We start from the raw sequence: 18715 nt of genomic DNA, 5'->3' as shown, positions 1-18715 counted from the left end.
AAATTGTTTTATTATCCTCGCTCCGGAATCCGTTATTGTAGTCCAAAGTCATACTTCTTTGACGGTATCAATCCGGAAAATTAATTTTCCTAATACTTGTACTACTTGTTGAATTATGTAAATCTCTCAAAGAACTCTTTTGTCGCTTTCGTTTTGCGAACGTGGCTGCAAAGATAAGGACTTTTATTTTAAACTTCCAAATTATTTCGGAACTTTTTTTCTAAAAGTTTGTTTCATCATTTTGTACCGGCGTTCTCTCTCGAATGCGGGTGCAAAAGTAACGCTATAAAACATAACCTCCAAACATTTTCGGCATTATTTTTCAAGTTTTTTCTCATGGCTCAACAATCCTTACTTTTAATGTACGCACACGATAAAGGCACATATATTTATCTGTACTGATGTTGACAATATCTGGATGGGCATGGAAATAGGTTTCAAGTTTCAAGGTTTCACGAACCCCTTTTCCTCACACACGCACAAGTACATATAATACAGTTCCTCATGATCGCTCCGTCCGCCTCGGGTAAAAACATCATGTCGTGGCTACGCAAGTTCTTCGAGGCTATCCATCCCGCATAACAAACATAAAGGGATTTATTTGAAACCTATATAATGTACGCATCGTGTGTGTGAAGAAAAAGGTTTCATGAAACCTTGAAACTTGAAACCTGCCTATAGTCATTTTTTAATTCGATACACGCATAAGCAAAGAAGAGCCATACGATAGACTTAATTCCTTCAAGCCAATGACTTAAATCAAAGAACGCAAAGAGCTAAGTCATCAAGCGCAAAGACTCAACTTCTCATCCCCCAAGTTCCAAGTCCTTTATGCACCTTAATCCACAACTAATTAAAAAATCTGATAACAGAACACGAATGTCCGCTCTCATCAGTCCGACACATTGAAGCGTATTCCCACAGGGTCATCATATTGTTTTTGCAGCTTATAAAGCTCGTCTCGCATGCGTTTCATCACTGCCTCGTAACTGGGCTTACCGTAAAGGTTATTCATCTCGTGGGGATCTTCTTGGAGGTCGTAAAGCTCCCATACGTCGATGTCGTTGTAGAAATGGATCAATTTATAACGATCGTCACGTACGCCGTAATGACGCTTCACGGAATGCTCGGCGGGATACTCGTAGTAATGATAGTAAAGGGAGTTACGCCAGTTCTCCGGCCGCTCGCCTTTCAGCAAGGGAAGCAAGGACTCGCCTTGGATGTCGGCTGGGATGGGGGCTCCGGCCAGTTCCAAAAAAGTGGGGGCGTAATCAATATTCTGCACGAGCTGCGGGATATCACCCTTCTTGCCACCAGGCAGACGCATCAGCAACGGGGTGCGGAAGGATTCCTCATACATGAAGCGCTTGTCGAACCAGCCATGCTCGCCCATGTAGAATCCTTGGTCGGAGGTGTAGACGATCAACGTGTTATCCAGCAAATCGTTCTTCTCCAGATAATCGAGCACGATACCGATGTTCCGATCCACGGAATGGATCACCCGAAGGTAATCGTGCATATAACGCTGGTATTTCCACTCAGCCAGCTCCTTACCCGTGCGTTTCTTCGCCTTGAAGTCTTGGATGATCGGATCGTAATAGGCGTCCCAAGCGGCTTTCTGGTCCGGATTCATGCGGTTATAAAGCTCACGGCCGTACTTCTCCAGATCGGCGTTGGAGGAATGGATCTCGTTCTCCTTATCGGCCATTTTCAAGTCGTATACGATATCCATATCCTTGATGATGCTCATCTCCTGCTCCGAGGCGGCGATGCGGCCGGCGTAATCGTCGTAGAAGTTCTCGGGCAGCGGGAAGGTCACATCATCGTAAAGACGCAGGTCGCAGGTATCGGGCATCCAAGTACGGTGCGGGGCCTTATGGTGCAGCAGGAGGCAGAAAGGCTTGCTCTTGTCTCGTTTATTGTCCAGCCAATCAAGAGCCAGATCGGTCGTGATGTTCGTGGCGTACCCTTCGATCTGACGCTTCTCGCCGTTATCGATGAAGATGGGGTTATAGTAATCGCCTTGGCCTACGAGGATGTTCCAGTAATCGAAACCGGTGGGATCGGAGGTGAGGTGCCATTTGCCGATCATGGCGGTTTGGTAGCCAGCTTTACGCAATAGCTTCGGGAAGGTCTGCTGCGAGCCGTCGAAGGTATGGGCGTTATCGATGAAGCCGTTCTTGTGGCTGTGCTTGCCGGTCAGCATGCAGGCACGGCTGGGGCCACTGATGGAGTTGGCTACGAAGCTATTGGTGAAACGTACGCCCTCATTTGCGATGCGGTCGATGTTGGGGGTTTGGATGTATCGCTTGTCGTAGGCGCTGATGGTTTGGAAGGAGTGATCGTCCGTCATGATGTAAAGGATATTCATGGGCTTGGCGGGCTGCCCGGACGTATTCTCTTTTTGGCTACAGGAGGTGGAGGCTATCGCCGCCAGACCTGTCAGAATGAATAGTTTATTTGTTTTCATGTATTCCGCTTAGATTTATGTTGTTTTGATTGATTTTGCCTAAATACACTCAGCTACAGACTTGTAGAGACGGGGCATGTCCCGTCTCTACAATTGGTGATATTAACCTTGGTGATATTAGCCGAGGAGGTCTTTCAGCTTGCCTTCGGATTGCAGCTTCACGATCAACTCGCCAAACAGAGTATTCGTCCAAGCGAACCACGAGCGGGTGTAATCGGAAGGATTGTCCTTATGGAAAGACTCGTGCATGAAGCCCGTGCCTCCGTCCGTATCACGAAGCGTCTCTATGCAATACCGGATCTCCTTCTCGTCGTTGGAAGTCGTAGCACGCATGATCAAGCTCATCGGCCAGATATAGTTGAAACCGATATGCGGACCGCCGATGCCCTCGCCGGCCTTTCCCTTGAAGAAGTAAGGGTTGGAAGGGCTCAGCACCAAGCGACGGGTATTCTGGTAAACCGGGTCGTTCACGTCCACGCAACCCAAGAACGGCAAAGCCAGCAAGCTCGGTACGTTAGCGTCGTCCATGAAAACACGGCTGCCGTAGCCATCCACCTCGAAGGCGTATACCTTACCGAATTCCGGATGCTCTACGATGGCGTATTTCTTCACGGCCTCCTCTACCTCGTTGGCCAACGCCTCGCAACGGCCGGCCAAATCCGTGTTGTTTCTTACGGCACGAAGAATCTCCGCGACATGGCGAAGCGAGGTGATAGCGAACAAGTTCGATGGTACCAAGAAGCCGAACAGCGTAGCGTCGTCGGAAGGACGGAAAGAAGAGACGATTAGGCCCACCGGGTTCACCGGGCTACCCCAACCATCGTTCAAGAGGGTATCGCCTTGGCGGTCCGTCACACGGGAAAAACGGTACGGCCCGAGGCTATCCTTGCGCTGTTGCTCACGGAAGGTACGGTAAACGGCCTCCATTGCCTTCTCCCATTTGTTGTCGAATACGGAGGTATCGCCAATCTCTTTCCAATAATGATACGCCAAGCGGATCGGGTAGCAAAGCGAGTCGATCTCCCATTTACGCTCGTGAAGCTCTTTCTTCATCTCCGTGCGGTCGCTCTCCCACTCGCTCCCGGTAGGGCCTTCGTTGAAGCCGTTAGCGTAGGGATCGATCAGGATGCAGGCGGTCTGGCGATTGATAGCTCCGACCAGCATTTGCCGCAAGTCCTTATCCTTCTTCGCCAAGGTGACGAAGGGGTAAACCTGCGCCGAGGAGTCACGCAACCACATGGCGTGAATATCTCCGGTGATCACGAACGTATCCGGCTTGCCGTCTACCATCTTGAACTCACAGGTCGTGTCCAAGGTATTCGGGTAGCAGTTCTCGAACATCCAAGCCAGCTTCGGGTCCTTGATACGGGCCTTGGAAGCCTTCAGTTGCTCCTCTACCGCCTTGGAGGTAAACTTACGGGCCTCGGGAGCCGGGCGCTTGCTGGCGTAATCGCCGGTCACCTTAGAGGCGATCGTGCTAAAACTCTTTTTATTGTCGGGCGTACTCACGGCGGAGTATACCTTCTCGCCAACCAACAGGCCGGCCAAGGAAATAGATCCTGTTTTCAGGAAATTACGTCTTGTAGTCATTTATATAGTTTTTATGGTATTATATTCCAGTGGCAAAGTTAAGAAAAAAAATAAAGGCTCCCAATCCTTTTCGGACCGGAGCCTTCGCCAACTCAATAATTCCTTAAATTAGCCTAAATACGATTTTAGAAGCTTGCTACGAGTTCCTTGTCTTAATCTTCTGATTGCTTTTTCCTTGATCTGGCGGACACGCTCTCTAGTGAGGCCAAATTTGTCGCCAATCTCTTCCAATGTCATTTCCTGACAGCCAATACCGAAAAACATCTTGATTATCTCACATTCTCTTTCGGTCAGTGTAGCAAGCGCTCTATCAATTTCCTTAGCCAATGACTCGTTCATTAACGACCGGTCCGCGATAGGAGCGTCATCGTTCACAAGCACATCCAAAAGGCTGTTGTCTTCGCCTTCCACGAACGGGGCATCCACGGAAATATGACGTCCGGACACCTTCAAGGTATCGGAAATCTTATCCACCGGGATATCCAACTCATCAGCAAGTTCCTCTGGAGACGGTCTGCGCTCGTTTTCCTGCTCGAACTTGGAGAAGGCCTTGCTGATCTTGTTCAGCGAGCCTACTTGGTTCAACGGAAGACGCACGATTCTTGACTGCTCTGCCAAAGCTTGCAGAATAGATTGGCGAATCCACCATACAGCATAGGAAATAAACTTGAAACCTCTCGTCTCATCGAATTTCTCGGCAGCCTTGATCAAGCCTAAGTTACCCTCATTAATAAGGTCGGGCAAACTCAAACCTTGGTTCTGATATTGCTTAGCCACAGAAACGACGAAACGGAGATTCGCACGGGTCAATTTCTCTAACGCCCTACGGTCTCCTCTTTTGATAGCCTGTGCCAATTCCACTTCCTCTTCTACCGTGATAAGATCTTCTCGACCAATCTCTTGAAGATATTTATCCAGCGAAGCGCTTTCGCGGTTGGTAATGGACTTTGTGATCTTTAATTGTCTCATTCAATTTGTTTAATTGAGAATACGGGGTGCAAAGATAACCATTTTTGTTGAAAGAATTGGCTGGATGCACCCCACATCCAGCCAATTAAAAACCTTTAACAATCTTTTCACACCTATAAGACTACAGTCCTTGTTTATCTTATTCGGCAAGATCTATCGCATAGTACTTCGTACGTCCGTTCGGGTAGAAGCCTTTAATGAAGAGGCCTTGATCTTCCGTACGTCCTTGAAGTATGCTTTCCACAATCTTTTCCAAGTCTTCCGGAGCAGAGATCTTCTGGTTGTTTACAATCATGATAATGAAGCCTTTCTTTATACCGGCGTCTTTCAGTTTGCCGCTGGTCAGACCGGTGACCTCGATACCATAACTTACACCTAACTTACGTTTCTGCTCGTCGTTCAAAGCCTTGAACGCTGCGCCCATAACCTCTGCGCTGTCACCACCCTTCACGACCTTGGTGCTACCTTGCGCATTACGGAGTTCTACCGTGAATTTCTTCGTGCTACCGTTGCGGTTGATCGTCAACTCTACCTTGTCGCCCGGACGGTATTTGCTGATCTGCTCTTGCAAAGCGCTAGACGATTTGATCTTCACGCCGTTCACAGCTACAATCACGTCACCCTTCTCGATTCCGGCTTCCTTAGCGGAGCTGCGCTCGGCGAAACCACCTACGTAAGCGCCCTCGAATACTTTCACTTTCTCTTTCTCAGCGTCGGGCACGTATTGCGGGTCTTGTATCAATACGCCTAATACAGCACGCTGCACGGTTCCGAATTGCTTCAAGTCGTTAGCCACCTTACCGGCGATGCTGATAGGCACGGCGAAAGAGTATCCGGCGAAGTTACCGGTCTCGGAGTAGATAGCGGTATTGATACCGACTAACTCGCCTTTCGTGTTCACTAGCGCCCCACCACTGTTACCCGGGTTCACGGCGGCGTCTGTCTGTATAAACGACTCGATCTTGCTACGATCCTTGCCACCGGCGCCGATGTTACCACGGCTCTTAGCACTCACGATACCTGCCGTAACGGTAGAGGTCAAGTTAAACGGGTTACCTACCGCCAACACCCACTCACCTACTTTCAACTTCTCAGAATCACCAAAGGGGATCGTAGGTAAGTCGGTTGCCTCGATCTTGATCAAGGCGATATCTGTTGTCGGATCAGCCCCTATAATCTTTGCCGGGAATTTCCGGTTATCGTTCAAGGTAACCTCCAGCTCATCGGCTCCGTCGATCACGTGGTTGTTCGTGATGATATAACCATCCGTAGAGATAATGACACCCGAGCCGGCGCCCACACGAGGTTGCTGTTGCGGACGTTGGAACCCTCCACGGCCACCGAAGCCGAAGAAATACTCGAACGGGTCCATATACTGCTGACCGCCGTCCCCGTTAGAGGCTTGCGCGTTAGCCGTGGCCTTGATATGGACAACCCCGTGGATAGCGCTCTCGGCGGCCGTAGTGAAATCGATATTCTCGGCGGCCACGGTTCCATAATTCGTCAATCGATACGGTTGCTTGAAGGTATTCTCAACTCCGGAGGCCAACTCCACCGGACGTTGATTCTTATTCATCAGGTAAGTACTCGTTCCGATCGCGGCACCAGAACTAATGGCTGCTATCAGAGCAACACCAAGCACATTCTTCCAGATATTTTTCATACTTTTCTTATTTAATTAAACACTTAAATTTAACAGTTTCTTTACGGCAAAGAAAACTCAAAAATTGTGCGGATATTCCATTTCCATCGTATTTTTTATCACTTTTAACGAGGCATCACAGGGGCTTAACCGCACTTAACAGTACTGTGTATTGCAAAGTACCTTTTTAACAATTAAACAGCAGACGAATTGACAGTTGACACGCGATAACTGACAGTCGGCAATCGATAAATGACAGTCGGTTACTGGCAATCTACAATCCTTGTTCGTATAAAAAACACTTAGGAGACAGAATATGTTTACGGCTGAAAAAGAAAATGTTATCCTATCTCTCCTATGCGTCTCCAAAATAATTGTCAACCGCCGACCGCCAACTGTCAACTAAAATACCTATCTTTGTCCTATCGCAGTCTGCCGGTCTGTCGCTCACCTTCGGGTGTGAGGAAAGTCCGGGCAACACAGAGCACCATACTTCTTAACGGGAAGCTGTCCGTGAGGGTAGAGTAACGTAACAGAGAATAACCGCCGGACTCGTCCGGTAAGGGTGAAAAGGTGAGGTAAGAGCTCACCGGGTCCCGTAGCGATACGGGATGCCGTACGTCTTATGGGTTGTAAGGTCATGTATACCGGCGCATGTAGGATGGCTCGTCCGATGCCGGGGGGTAGACCGCTAAAGCTTACCGGCGACGGTAAGACAAGATAAATGGCAGGCGCCTCTTTCCAAAGAGGTACAGGACCCGGCTTATAGGCAGACTGCTTTTTTTATTTGCCAATTAAATCATGTGCCGATATGCCCAAAAACAAGCCACGGGAAGAAAAGAAACCTATTGGAGAACGGATCAGCGCATTATTAGCACGAACCATCCGTTTCGTAACCTACGACATTTGGCGGATTACCGAGAATGAAGTTAGTGGGCTGAAGGAGATTTATATCAATATCATCAAGACGGTCATACTCGCCGTGCGGGGTTTCCAGAGCGAGAACCTGCAAACCAAGGCGTCGGCGCTTACCTACAGTACCTTGTTATCTATCGTACCTTTGCTGGCCGTATTATTAGGTATAGCTAAGGGCTTCGGTTTCCAAGGGACGGTACGGCAGGAGTTGTTCGATTATTTCCCCGGGCACGAGATGGAGCTGAACAAGGCGTTCGAGTTCGTGGAGAGCTATCTGGCGCAGGCGCAGGGGGGAGTGATCATCGGGGTCGGTTTGATTTTGTTGTTTTATACGGTGATCAACTTGATCTCGTCCGTAGAGGATACGTTCAACGATATCTGGCAGATCCAGAAATCCCGGCCGTGGTACCGGAAGATATCCGATTATCTGGCCTTATTCCTCGTGCTGCCGGTGCTGATGACGGCATCCAGCGGTTTGTCCATCTTCATGTCTACCTTGCAGAACTCGTTCTTGGGGCAATACTTATTTTTTACGCCGCTCATGGAGTTGTTCTTGCATATAGCGCCCTATATTATCACGACATTGGCTTTCACGGGGCTGTACGTCTCCCTGCCGAATACGAAAGTGAGGTTCGTGAACGGGTTGGTGGCAGGCTTTATCGCTGGTTGCGCCTTCCAGTTGTTCCAATTTATTTATATCAGCGGGCAGATTTGGGTGAGCAAGTACAACGCTATTTACGGTAGTTTCGCCGCACTGCCTTTGTTGTTGCTCTGGTTGCAGCTTTCTTGGTTGATTTGCTTGTTTGGCGCAGAGCTGTCGTACGCCTCCCAGAACGTGAAGAAATTCAGCTTTGAGAGGGACAGCAAAAGTATCAGCCGCCGGTACAAGGATTTCCTGACCCTGCTGATCGCCTCGCTGATCATCAAACGGTTCGTGAAAGGCGAGAAACCCTATACGGCCGACGAGCTATCCGACGCTTACCGCATCCCTATCCGCATAACGACACAGATCCTATACCTGCTCACGGAGTTGAACATCATCATCGAGGTGAATTACGGGAATGACGACCGTGTGGCATACTACCAGCCGGCGATCGATGTCAATAAGATCACGGTCAGCTACCTGCTGACCCGCATGGACGAGTATGGTTCCGAGAACTTCAAGATTGACACGAGCAAGCTTTTCAGCAAGGAATGGAAAGCCCTGCTGAAGACACGTGAGGATATGATAAAGGCAAACGACAATATCCTGCTGAAAGACCTATAGGGAATTGAAAATTGAGAATTGAGAATTGAAAATTAATACAGGAAATAGGGATTTGACGAGTGGGGCGGTATGGAAGGTGATCCTGCGTTTCGCTTTCCCTTTGCTGATCGGCAATCTGCTGCAACAACTTTATAACGTGACCGACAGCGTCATTGTCGGGCAGTTTCTAGGGAAAGAGTCGTTGGCGGCGGTATCGGCTTCCTTCTTCATCTATTACTTTATTATCTCGCTGGTGATCGGTATCGGAAGCGGAACGTCGGTGGTGATCTCGCAGTTTTTCGGGGCGAAGGAGTTCGATAAGGTGCAAAAAGCCTTCTCATCTTTCTTTATCTTCATGTTGGTCGCAGGGGTATTGCTGTCCATAGCGGGGATTATTTTTGCCGAGCCGATGTTCAGGCTGACGAACACGCCGGAGGACGTGATCCCGCAGGCGGTCGCTTATTTCAGGATTTATGTAGGGGGTACGTTCTTGTTCGTCACTTTCAATAGCATTATCTCCATATTGCGGGGTGTCGGGGAGTCCGTGCGCCCCATGCTGTTTATCCTGCTTACCACGATCTTGAATATCGCCTTGGATTTACTCTTCATTGTCGTTTTCAAATGGGGGATCGAAGGGGCGGCACGGGCTACGGTGATCGCCCAAGGGATCGGCATGTGCGTGGCCCTAGGCTACGTGAACAACACCCATCCCCTGCTCTCTATCAAGAAACAGGATTTATTGTTCGATATGGGACTGTTCAAGGAAGGGCTCCGCATCGGGCTTCCCTCCAGCGTACAGCAATGTGCCATCTCGCTCGGATTGATTGCCTTGCTGGGGATCGTGAACAGTTTCGGCACGGATACGCTCACCGCTTACGGGGCAGCGGGAAAGATCGACACGATCATCATCCAAGCGGTATTGACCCTCTCTGGGGCGCTAGCTGCTTTCTGCGGGCAAAACATCGGAGCTGGGCACTTGGACCGGGTACGTGACGGGGTACGATTCGCCATGCTTGTCAACCTATTGCTGGGTCTAGCAACCTTCACGGCCATCTATTTCTTCGGGGACAAGATGATGCTGGCTTTCACCAAGGACCCGGAGGTGATCCGGATTGGCAAGGAATATTTATTGATCATGGGAGGATTCTTTATCGTACACGGCGGCTTGAACGTCTTCAACGGGGCATTACGGGGAGCTGGCGATACCCTGTTCCCGATGGCAGTAAGCATCACTTGTCTTTGGCTGATACGCATTCCCCTCGCCTATTGGTTTAGCTCTATCTGGGGACGGAGCGGTATCTGGTGGGCCATCGGCGCCAGCCTTTGCATCGGGCTTACAATCACCTATATCTATTATAAATTGGGATTCTGGAAGAACAAAGGGCCTTTACGGAAGAAATAAGCATAGCTTATTATTCGTTTCCGTCGGGGTCGCATCGCCCGATCGCTTGATTGAATATAGAAAAAGCCCTCAAGTCAATGACTCGAGGGCTTTCTTTTGTTGCGGAGGCAAGACTCGAACTTACGACCTTTGGGTTATGAGCCCAACGAGCTACCACTGCTCCACTCCGCGATATAGTCGCTATCATTTCCTGATTGCGAGTGCAAAGGTATATATTACATTCCAAACTTCCAAACATTTTCAAGAAATATTTTCAATTTGTTTGCGTACGCCCTTCGCTATCGGGCAGTGAAGCCTTGTTTAGCAGCAATTTGACACTAGAAATTCTCGATCGTATCAAAACCGAATGGTTCATATAAATGCAGACGGTTTCTCAACGATTGTATCTCCGCCTGCAAATTCCGCATCCGGTTCAGCATATGATGAATGGCCTCGATTCCCTCGATGTTAATAGACAAGTCGTAATACATACGTGTGTATTGTTCCAGATCACGGAGCTGGGAAGAGAAGAGATACCTCTCTCCATCCGTGATATTAATGTCTATCAAACCTCCCTCTTCCAGCAAAATGATGAACGAAGGGTCTATATGGCATTTCTGGCAGTATTCACTGACAATAACTAAATCTGTTTGCATAATACACCTGTTTTTAATTTAGACTTTGTATTTCCCGGAACAATTCCTTCTGTTTCTCTGTCAAGTTGGTCGGCACCTCGATCGAGTACGTGACGATCAAGTCACCAAACTGCCCCTCCTTCTTGTAAACAGGGAATCCCTTACCTTTCAACCGGACTTTCGTATTGTTTTGCGTGCCCGTTTTTACTTTCAGTTTCACCTTGCTATCCAAGGTATCGATAATCTGCTCGCCACCCAAGACCGCCGTATAGAGGTTCAAGGGGACGGTCAGGTACAGATCGTCTCCCACCCGTTTGAAACGGCTGTCGTCCGGGATAATGAACGTGATGTACAAATCACCGGCAGGGCCTCCATTCATGCCCGGCCCACCTTGGCCTTTCAGCTTAATGGTTTGCCCGTTGGCTACGCCGGCGGGAACCGTGATACGCAGGTTCTTGCCGTTCACGGTGATCACCTGCTTATGTGTCTTGGCCGCATCCATCAAGGATAAGTGCAATTCGGCCGTGTAATCCTGTCCACGGAACCCATGATTAGAACGGCCACCGCCACCCCGGCGGGAACCAAACATAGACTCAAAGAAATCCGAGAACTCTCCATCATCGCCGGAGGAAGACCAATACGTACCTCCACCGTTCGAGAAGCCGCCGCCAAAGCCGCCACCTTGCTGGCCGTACTGCTTCCGTTGAGCCTCGAACTCATCCGCATGTTTCCAATTCTCCCCGTACTGGTCGTATTTCTTACGCTTTTCCGGATCGCTAAGCACCTCGTTCGCCTCATTGATCTCCTGAAACTTACGATGAGCGTCGGGATCGTTCGGATTCAAGTCAGGGTGATATTGCCGAGCCAACTTCTTATAGGCTTTCTTGATATCATCCTGAGAAGCGTCCTTGTTCACCCCCAAAATTTTGTAATAATCGATATAGGCCATAATCTGATATGTTTAGTCTATTTTTCTCATATAATTATATAACAATAAACATACCAAGGATAGTTTTGGTTAGTGAAAATTTACTTAAAACGTTTTTAATCGTACACGCACGGAATTAAGATTGTCTGTAGATAGAAAAGGCTCTAGCCGGGATCATCAGATACCGCTAAAGCCTTTTATGGATAGGAAATTCTTCGAACCTTATTTAAACTGCATCATCTTGCTAATATACTTCCCGACAATATCGAACTCTAGGTTCACTACCGTACCTTTCTCGATCTGGCAAAAGTTCGTGTTATCGTGCGTATAAGGGATGATAGCGACTTGGAAACTGTTTTGCTGGGAGTTGCATACCGTCAGGCTGACGCCGTTCACGCAAACGGAGCCTTTCTCCACGGTCATATACCCCTGCCGGGCCATCTCCTTATCAAAAGCGTACTCGAACGTATAGTACCAGCTGCCGTCCGCCTCCTTCACCTCCGCACAAACGGCGGTCTGGTCCACGTGCCCCTGTACGATATGCCCGTCCAGACGGCCGTTCATCAACATGCTACGCTCCAAGTTCACCTTATCGCCCACTTTCAGGTTCCCGAGGTTCGAACGTTCCAAGGTCTCCTTGATAGCGGTAACCGTATACGTATCTTCCGTCATGCTTACCACCGTAAGGCAAACGCCGTTGTGAGCCACGCTCTGATCTATTTTCAGCTCATTCACGAATGAGCACTTCATCGTCAGATGAAGGTTTCCTTTATCGGATTGGAGGGCTACTACCTGAGCCGCTTCTTCTACAATACCTGAGAACATAATCAAATTGTTTTTAGTTTGTACTCCCAAAACTGTTATTTATTCATGGGCAAAGATAACGCCTTTAAGGTAATAAGCCCGATAAAAAGGATGTTATTAAATGTTTTTATCACGGTAGAAACCGCACTTATTTATCGTCCAAGGAGATCAAATCGTATCGTTGGCTTCCCATACCCAACGCCTCCGCATGCTCAACGATATGAAAGCCTAAAAACGAAATGGGGGTTATTCACACGGCTCCGTATCTCGTATATCATTCTAAACCATCCCTAAACATTCCTTAAAGCCACTTGTTTCATAAATAGATTATCCTAATAATATAGATCTTATGAAATCAAAGAATTTAACACTGGCCTCTCTTTTCGCCGGCTTGCTCATGTTCATGAACCCTACGGGAAGCGAGGCGTGTACAAGGGCCGTTTACCTCGGGCCGGACAATATGGTCGTAACCGGACGTACCATGGATTGGAAAGAGGACCCGCAATCCAACCTTTACCTCTTCCCCCGGGGAGTGCAAAGAAGGGGGGCGATATCCGATAATACCATCCAATGGACCTCGAAATACGGAAGCGTGGTGACCGCCGGGTATGATATCGGTACGTGCGACGGCATGAACGAGAAGGGACTTGTAGCCAACCTATTGTTCCTCACCGAGTCATCTTATTTCCGACCGGACGATAACCGCCCGGTTATGGGGCTTAGCATCTGGACGCAGTATGTACTCGATAATTTCGCCACGGTAGATGAGGCGGTTGCCGAGTTAAGCAAGGAGGTCTTCCGCATCGACGATCCGGATCTCCCGAACGGGGCGAAATCGACCTTGCATCTCTCGATCTCGGACGCTTCAGGAAATAGCGCTATCTTCGAATACCTGAACGGGAACTTGGTTATCCACGAGGGACGGGAATGCCAAGTCATGACGAATTCCCCTACATACGATAAGCAACTAACCTTAAACGATTACTGGCAACAGATAGGCGGCTTAGTCATGTTGCCGGGTACGAACCGAGCTTCCGATCGTTTCGTGCGTGCCTCTTTCTATATCCACGCCATCCCGCAGACAAGTAATTTCCGGGAAGCGGTAGCCGGGGTATTCAGCGTAATGCGTAACGTATCGGTACCTCTGGGAATCACGACCCCGGATCAACCGAATATCTCCTCTACCCGCTGGCGTACGGTAGCCGACCAGAAGAATAAGGTATATTACTTCGAGTCTACTTTAAGCCCGGATATCTTTTGGGTAGATTTCAAGAGCTTGGACTTCAAGGCAGGTACACCTATCAAGAAACTAACGCTCACAGACGGCGAGATTTACGCCGGAAACACCGCCAAAGATTTCAAGGACAGCAAACCGTTACCGTTCTTGTTCGGGATCTGAAGGGCCGATATCAACATCCCTGCCGGATGCTGTCCACGGGATTCGTGCTGGCAGCCCGGTAGTTCTGGATCGTAACCGTGAGCAACGTGATGATCGTAATGGCAAGGAAAGCCAAGAGGAAAATCCACCAATGGAGCGGAGCCTTCAAGGCGAAATTCTCTTGCCAGCGCTCAATGCCGTACCAAGCGATCGGCGAGGCGATCACGAAACAGATCATGACGATCCATAGATACGATAGGTTATGCTTCCGCAACAAGTCCATCACGGTAGCGCCAAATACCTTCCGGATACCGATCTCTTTCCGTTTATATTCGCTCTCAAACAAGACAACACCAAATACGCCTACCAAAGACACAAATACGGCAATCAAGCTGAAGAACAAGATTTGTTTGCCAAGTAGCAGCTCTTTCTGGTACAAGTTCTCTTGGATATTGTTGAACAAATGGATATCAAGGGGATAATCAGGATCTAGTTCCCGCAAGGAGCTCTCTATGTCTAGCGAGAGTTGACGGTAGTCCGTCCCCGGGCGAACAAGGATCATCAGGTTCGTCAAGGTCCCAGCCATAATATCTTTTCCGACAAAGATGGCGAACGGCTCCAGCTTATCCCGGAACGAGTTATATTTCAGGTCAGGCACGAAACCGGCGATCTTCTCCCTACGATGTAAATCTCCCCAGTCCAACCGGATTGGATCTCCCGCTTTCAGCCCATAGGTCCGTTTCGCTTCCTCATTGAACAAATAAGTGCCATCGCTCAACTGGTCTTCCGGCAGGAATCCCCGACCCTCCAGAATAGGAAGGGCCAATACCCGCTCAATCTCCGGGTCAGCCTGCACCACCTTGAACTGGATATCCTCATCCACATAGGTACGTCCCCATCCGAAATAATTATCCTCAGCGCCAACCACTCTTGAGGTAAACGACAAGGCCTCGACAGAGGAGAGTTGCCCCAACCGCTGACGCACGCTCTCCGGTTGCCTGCTCAGATTACGGTTTAGCTTTACGGTGACAATCCGCTCGCTATCGAATCCAAGCGGCGTATGAAGCATATTGTAATTCTGCCACGTGATAAACAAAGCCGCTATAACCAAAATAAAAGAGGCCACGAACTGAAATCCTACTAACACATTGCGGAACGAGCGCCCCTTGGGAGATAAGCCGAAATTTCCTTTCAGCACCAGTGCCGGAGAGAAAGAGGTGATATACCAAGCCGGCCAGCAACCAGCGATAAGTCCGATCAGCAACACAAAGCCTCCACAGGCGATCAACAAGGGCATCTGCCCCTCCAAGGAAATGCCTCCACTGACCAAATCCACAAACCCGGTCTTCGACAACAGGCGAACCAGCAGCAAAGCGATCAGGTAAGACAACAGGCACATTCCCACCGCCTCCGAGGCCACGGCCATCCGGAGCGCCGATACCGGACTCCCTAATACCTTCCTCGTATTGATACCCCGCAGACGGACCGGAACCAAAGCGTTGCTAAAGTTCATAAAATTAATGACCGCTATCAATACGATCAAGATAGCGATAGCGGATAACGCCTGAAGCTGGGCATAGCTCCCCTTTTGCTTCTGTGAATCGTAGCTCGTGTCCGTCTTAAAATAGATATCCGGCAGAGCGGTTAAACGCAATTGTCTCGTTTTCCAATTCCATCCGTCATGACGGAAATTTTTCTTGAAACCGGCCAAGACATCCGGAGCGGAGGCCGGATCATCCAGACGGAGATAACACTCAAAATTGTTTTGCATCCAAGCGCCTGCTCCTTCCTTGTCCGATATGCGCCGATAGACCGCATTACTGACGATCGAGTTGGAGGGAAAGTCCCGGTAGACACCTCCTACCTCGGACGTCCACCCCTCTCCGGTCAAGACTTGCCCGACCGCCGGATGATCGCCAAAGAAACGATGGGCCATACTAGCCGGTATCAATACCCGGCCTTTCTCCTCCAATGCCGCCGCCTCACCTTCCACCATATCAAAGTCAAAAACACGAGCATAGGAGGGGTAACATACGCAGAACTTCTCTTGGAAAGTCATCCGCTCACCGTCCCGATCCACCGTGATATATATCTTGTCGCCCCACTGATTGATCAACGCTCCCTCCTCGATATGCGGAGAGGAGGCCAAGAACCGATCGATAAGCGGGCGGTTCAATACGACTTGCGCCCCTGTATTGTTGAAAACGATCTCCAAGCGATACAACCGGTCGGCATGCTTATGGAAACGATCGTATCCCCACTCGTAACGAATTTGCATGAACAAGATCAAGAAAGCCGTGAAAGCCACAGATAATCCTGCTACATTCAAGAAACTAGCCATTTTAAAACGACTGATCACAAAAACGAAATTTCGTACGATTGAGTTCATGATATTTCCTTTTAAAAGTTACTAAAGCCTATGCCTAAAGCTATCCACCGGATTCGATGTGGCAGCCCGGTAGCTCTGGAAAAAGACAGAGACAAACGAGATCACGAGGCAGAATAAGCCGGCAGCGATAAATATCAGCGGGCTTAAACCGATACGATACGAATAGTCGGACAGCCAATCTTTCATAAAGTACATAATAATAGGTATGGCAATCACGAAAGCGATCAGCACATAGTTCAAGAACGTGAATACGAGCTTAACCAATATCTGCCGGTTGCTGGAACCAAATACCTTTCGTACGGATACTTCTTGCAAACGCTGTTGGATAAAATAAGTGGACATCGCCAATAAGCCTAGCAAAGAAATAAGGATGGCTATTATCGAGAATACGATTACGATCTTTGCCAAACGGATTTGCGAGTCGAATGAGTTTTGTAAACTCTCATCCATGAAGAAAGCCTCAAACTCAAGTCCGGTCACTTTCTCATATACTTTACCGATGGCCTCCTTTGCGGCAAAAGGATCACCTTGTGTCTCGATCAAGATCATCCAAGGAGTTTCATTATCTTTCAAAAAACGAAACATAACGGGCCTCATTTCTGTCGTCACATTCCCAAAGCAATAGAAATCCCGAATGATACCCGCTATCGCTATCGGCTTCTCGTGCCTATCCAACATAAAAGAGGCCGCATCCTCCGGCAGGTTCATCTCACGTATCGCTTGCTCGTTTAGGAACCAGCCCTCTGTCGTTAAATGGTTATCACGCAAAATCTCCAATCCTAGCATCTCATAGCATTCCTTATCCATAATAAATTGCTGGAAAGATATATTTTGTCCTTGATAGGTAGCAGTCCAATTATTACTACCGAAAAAAGGCAGTCCTCGTGTCTTCCCGACCCTATCTACGCACGACAAGCCTTTCAGCTCACCGACAAAAGCAGACAACTGCCTTCCGTCTACCGAGTTCATGGCCAACAAATTCTTCGTATTATATCCCACAGGAGCGTTGATCATATGAACAATCTGGCTAACCATCACGATAGAGGCTGCGATCATCGTGATCGTGATCACATTCTGGAATACGATAAAGAACTTACTGAATACCATTTTCGTCTTAGCTCGGAACGTACCCCTTACCACCTCGATCGGTTTAGAAGAAGAAATGATGATAGCGGGCAGCAAGCCTGATAAAACTCCCACGACAACAGTTAATGAAACCAGAGCCAATAGCCACACAGGACTACCCAATACGCTCATATAGACATGCGTCTGCAATAAATCATTGACAAACGGCACGACCGCCAAGGCAAGGAGAACCCCGATAACCAAAGAAATAAACGTAAGCAAAGTAGACTCCAGCATCAAGCGCATGAATAACTCGCCCCGTGAAGAACCCAAAAGGCGCCGGGTAGCCATCTCCTTCGCCCTGAAACCCGCTTGGGCGACCGTCAAGTTAATATAATTAATGACCGCGAAAATCAAGATAAGGAAACCTACGGACATCAGCACGATCACGAAACGCCAATCTCCCTTTCGCAAAGAAGAGTAAGAAGCGGCTTTCGCAAAATACTGCTCACTAAGCGGCAATATGCGTACCTCTTTTGCCGTCCCATATTGATACGGCCAATAAAACTCCTTGAACCAATGGGCCATATCCTCCGCACGAGAAGGGAAATCACTACCCTCACGCACCAAGACAAAAGCCGATGTACTTCCGGCATTCCCCAATTGATCCGGAGCCAACGACCAGTTCAAATACCGAACCTGCTCCCAACGCACGATCACATCCGCTTCGGGAATAGAGGAATGAAGTAAATCCTCCACCACCCCGTTTATAGTAGCCGATATGGTATCGCCCACCACCAACTGCCGTCCCATCGGATCATCCGTTCCGAACATCTTACGGGCGAACGAAGAGGAGACCACCGCATAGTTCCCGGCGGCCAACGCTTGCTCACGAGTGCCTTGTAGCAACCGGAAATCAAAGAAATCGAAGAACGTAGAGTCTGCGAACATCACGTTTGCCTTCAGTTTCCGATCACCGGAAACTACAACTATATCACTCGAATTACCCGCCACTACCGGACAAACTTTCTCTACCTCCGGATAGCGTTCCTTTATCTTATAAGGAATGGCGGCTCCGGTGGCCATCCAATTCTCATTCCCGACCAGATAGATACGATCCGCCTTGGTATGGAATTTATCTGTAGACATCTCCTGTACCGTATAGACCGCTATCAATAACACAAACATCAACGATACAGACAGACCAAACACGTCTATCAGCGTATAAGCCTTATTCCTTCCAAGGAACTTAAAAAAGGACTTAAAGTTCAATAAATTATTCATGAATTATCAATTTTCTATT

Annotated in this window: 12 protein-coding genes, 1 tRNA gene and 1 other RNA gene; 4 read left to right on the top strand and 10 right to left on the bottom strand. The window is 48.6% G+C overall.

What is annotated here, in order from left to right; genetic code table 11:
• Positions 1–892: 892 nt before the first annotated feature.
• The 4 genes from DW033_RS07980 to DW033_RS07965 form a co-directional block, all read right to left on the bottom strand.
• Positions 893–2470, bottom strand: coding sequence for a sulfatase (locus DW033_RS07980; RefSeq protein ID WP_005862019.1), 1578 nt, complete (start codon positions 2468–2470; stop codon positions 893–895).
• Between the two features lie 117 nt (positions 2471–2587).
• Positions 2588–4060 carry a glycoside hydrolase family 125 protein gene (locus tag DW033_RS07975; RefSeq protein ID WP_005866100.1) on the bottom strand — a complete coding sequence of 491 codons (1473 nt, stop codon included), beginning with the start codon at positions 4058–4060 and terminating at the stop codon, positions 2588–2590.
• Positions 4061–4168: 108 nt separating this feature from the next.
• Entirely contained in the window at positions 4169–5029 is an 861-nt protein-coding gene (locus DW033_RS07970) for an RNA polymerase sigma factor RpoD/SigA (RefSeq protein ID WP_005641668.1), read from the bottom strand.
• A 139-nt stretch (positions 5030–5168) separates the two neighbouring features.
• The gene (locus DW033_RS07965; protein ID WP_005866098.1) at positions 5169–6692 is read right to left on the bottom strand and encodes a Do family serine endopeptidase; all 1524 of its coding nucleotides are present in this window, start codon (positions 6690–6692) and stop codon (positions 5169–5171) included.
• A gap of 406 nt (positions 6693–7098) precedes the next feature.
• Here DW033_RS07965 and rnpB point away from each other — a divergent pair.
• From rnpB to DW033_RS07950, 3 genes are all read left to right on the top strand, one after another.
• Positions 7099–7453: RNase P RNA component class A (gene rnpB / locus DW033_RS07960), an RNA gene on the top strand.
• A 29-nt stretch (positions 7454–7482) separates the two neighbouring features.
• Positions 7483–8853 carry a YihY/virulence factor BrkB family protein gene (locus DW033_RS07955; RefSeq protein ID WP_036612322.1) on the top strand — a complete coding sequence of 457 codons (1371 nt, stop codon included), beginning with the start codon at positions 7483–7485 and terminating at the stop codon, positions 8851–8853.
• A gap of 25 nt (positions 8854–8878) precedes the next feature.
• Entirely contained in the window at positions 8879–10234 is a 1356-nt protein-coding gene (locus DW033_RS07950; protein ID WP_008778066.1) for an MATE family efflux transporter, read from the top strand.
• Positions 10235–10333: 99 nt separating this feature from the next.
• On the opposite strand, the gene DW033_RS07945 is transcribed toward DW033_RS07950, so the two are convergent.
• From DW033_RS07945 to DW033_RS07930, 4 genes are all read right to left on the bottom strand, one after another.
• Positions 10334–10405 (bottom strand) — tRNA-Met (locus DW033_RS07945).
• A 146-nt stretch (positions 10406–10551) separates the two neighbouring features.
• Positions 10552–10869: a chaperone modulator CbpM gene (locus tag DW033_RS07940; protein WP_048928110.1), complete on the bottom strand. Its 318-nt coding sequence runs from the start codon at positions 10867–10869 to the stop codon at positions 10552–10554.
• A gap of 13 nt (positions 10870–10882) precedes the next feature.
• A complete protein-coding gene (locus DW033_RS07935) occupies positions 10883–11797 on the bottom strand; it encodes a DnaJ C-terminal domain-containing protein (RefSeq protein ID WP_048928109.1) in 915 nt (304 codons plus the stop codon).
• Between the two features lie 201 nt (positions 11798–11998).
• Positions 11999–12601, bottom strand: a complete 603-nt coding sequence (locus DW033_RS07930; RefSeq protein WP_005862004.1) for a riboflavin synthase — start codon at positions 12599–12601, stop codon at positions 11999–12001.
• A gap of 376 nt (positions 12602–12977) precedes the next feature.
• Here DW033_RS07930 and DW033_RS07925 point away from each other — a divergent pair, with 376 nt between their 5' ends.
• Positions 12978–13979 (top strand): linear amide C-N hydrolase, encoded by a 1002-nt coding sequence (locus DW033_RS07925; RefSeq protein WP_369799703.1) that lies wholly within the window; start codon positions 12978–12980, stop codon positions 13977–13979.
• A gap of 10 nt (positions 13980–13989) precedes the next feature.
• On the opposite strand, the gene DW033_RS07920 is transcribed toward DW033_RS07925, so the two are convergent.
• Positions 13990–16347: an ABC transporter permease gene (locus DW033_RS07920; RefSeq protein ID WP_122382628.1), complete on the bottom strand. Its 2358-nt coding sequence runs from the start codon at positions 16345–16347 to the stop codon at positions 13990–13992.
• A 21-nt stretch (positions 16348–16368) separates the two neighbouring features.
• Positions 16369–18696, bottom strand: a complete 2328-nt coding sequence (locus DW033_RS07915; RefSeq protein WP_122382627.1) for an ABC transporter permease — start codon at positions 18694–18696, stop codon at positions 16369–16371.
• Between the last annotated feature and the right edge of the window lie 19 nt (positions 18697–18715).

This window comes from Parabacteroides sp. AF39-10AC, from assembly GCF_003635405.1.
Taxonomy (GTDB): domain Bacteria; phylum Bacteroidota; class Bacteroidia; order Bacteroidales; family Tannerellaceae; genus Parabacteroides; species Parabacteroides distasonis.
The sequence above is the reverse complement of the archived record's forward strand: the minus strand, read 5'-3'. Positions and strand labels throughout refer to the sequence as shown.

What these genes read in the sequence shown, in the direction of transcription:
- DW033_RS07920 (WP_122382628.1), bottom strand. Translation starts at nt 16,347, where the DNA reads ATGAACTCAATCGTACGAAATTTCGTTTTTGTGATCAGTCGTTTTAAA.
- DW033_RS07925 (WP_369799703.1), top strand. Translation starts at nt 12,978, where the DNA reads ATGTTCATGAACCCTACGGGAAGCGAGGCGTGTACAAGGGCCGTTTAC.
- DW033_RS07935 (WP_048928109.1), bottom strand. Translation starts at nt 11,797, where the DNA reads ATGGCCTATATCGATTATTACAAAATTTTGGGGGTGAACAAGGACGCT.
- DW033_RS07965 (WP_005866098.1), bottom strand. Translation starts at nt 6,692, where the DNA reads ATGAAAAATATCTGGAAGAATGTGCTTGGTGTTGCTCTGATAGCAGCC.
- DW033_RS07930 (WP_005862004.1), bottom strand. Translation starts at nt 12,601, where the DNA reads ATGTTCTCAGGTATTGTAGAAGAAGCGGCTCAGGTAGTAGCCCTCCAA.
- DW033_RS07940 (WP_048928110.1), bottom strand. Translation starts at nt 10,869, where the DNA reads ATGCAAACAGATTTAGTTATTGTCAGTGAATACTGCCAGAAATGCCAT.
- DW033_RS07955 (WP_036612322.1), top strand. Translation starts at nt 7,483, where the DNA reads ATGCCCAAAAACAAGCCACGGGAAGAAAAGAAACCTATTGGAGAACGG.
- DW033_RS07980 (WP_005862019.1), bottom strand. Translation starts at nt 2,470, where the DNA reads ATGAAAACAAATAAACTATTCATTCTGACAGGTCTGGCGGCGATAGCC.
- DW033_RS07970 (WP_005641668.1), bottom strand. Translation starts at nt 5,029, where the DNA reads ATGAGACAATTAAAGATCACAAAGTCCATTACCAACCGCGAAAGCGCT.
- DW033_RS07915 (WP_122382627.1), bottom strand. Translation starts at nt 18,696, where the DNA reads ATGAATAATTTATTGAACTTTAAGTCCTTTTTTAAGTTCCTTGGAAGG.
- DW033_RS07975 (WP_005866100.1), bottom strand. Translation starts at nt 4,060, where the DNA reads ATGACTACAAGACGTAATTTCCTGAAAACAGGATCTATTTCCTTGGCC.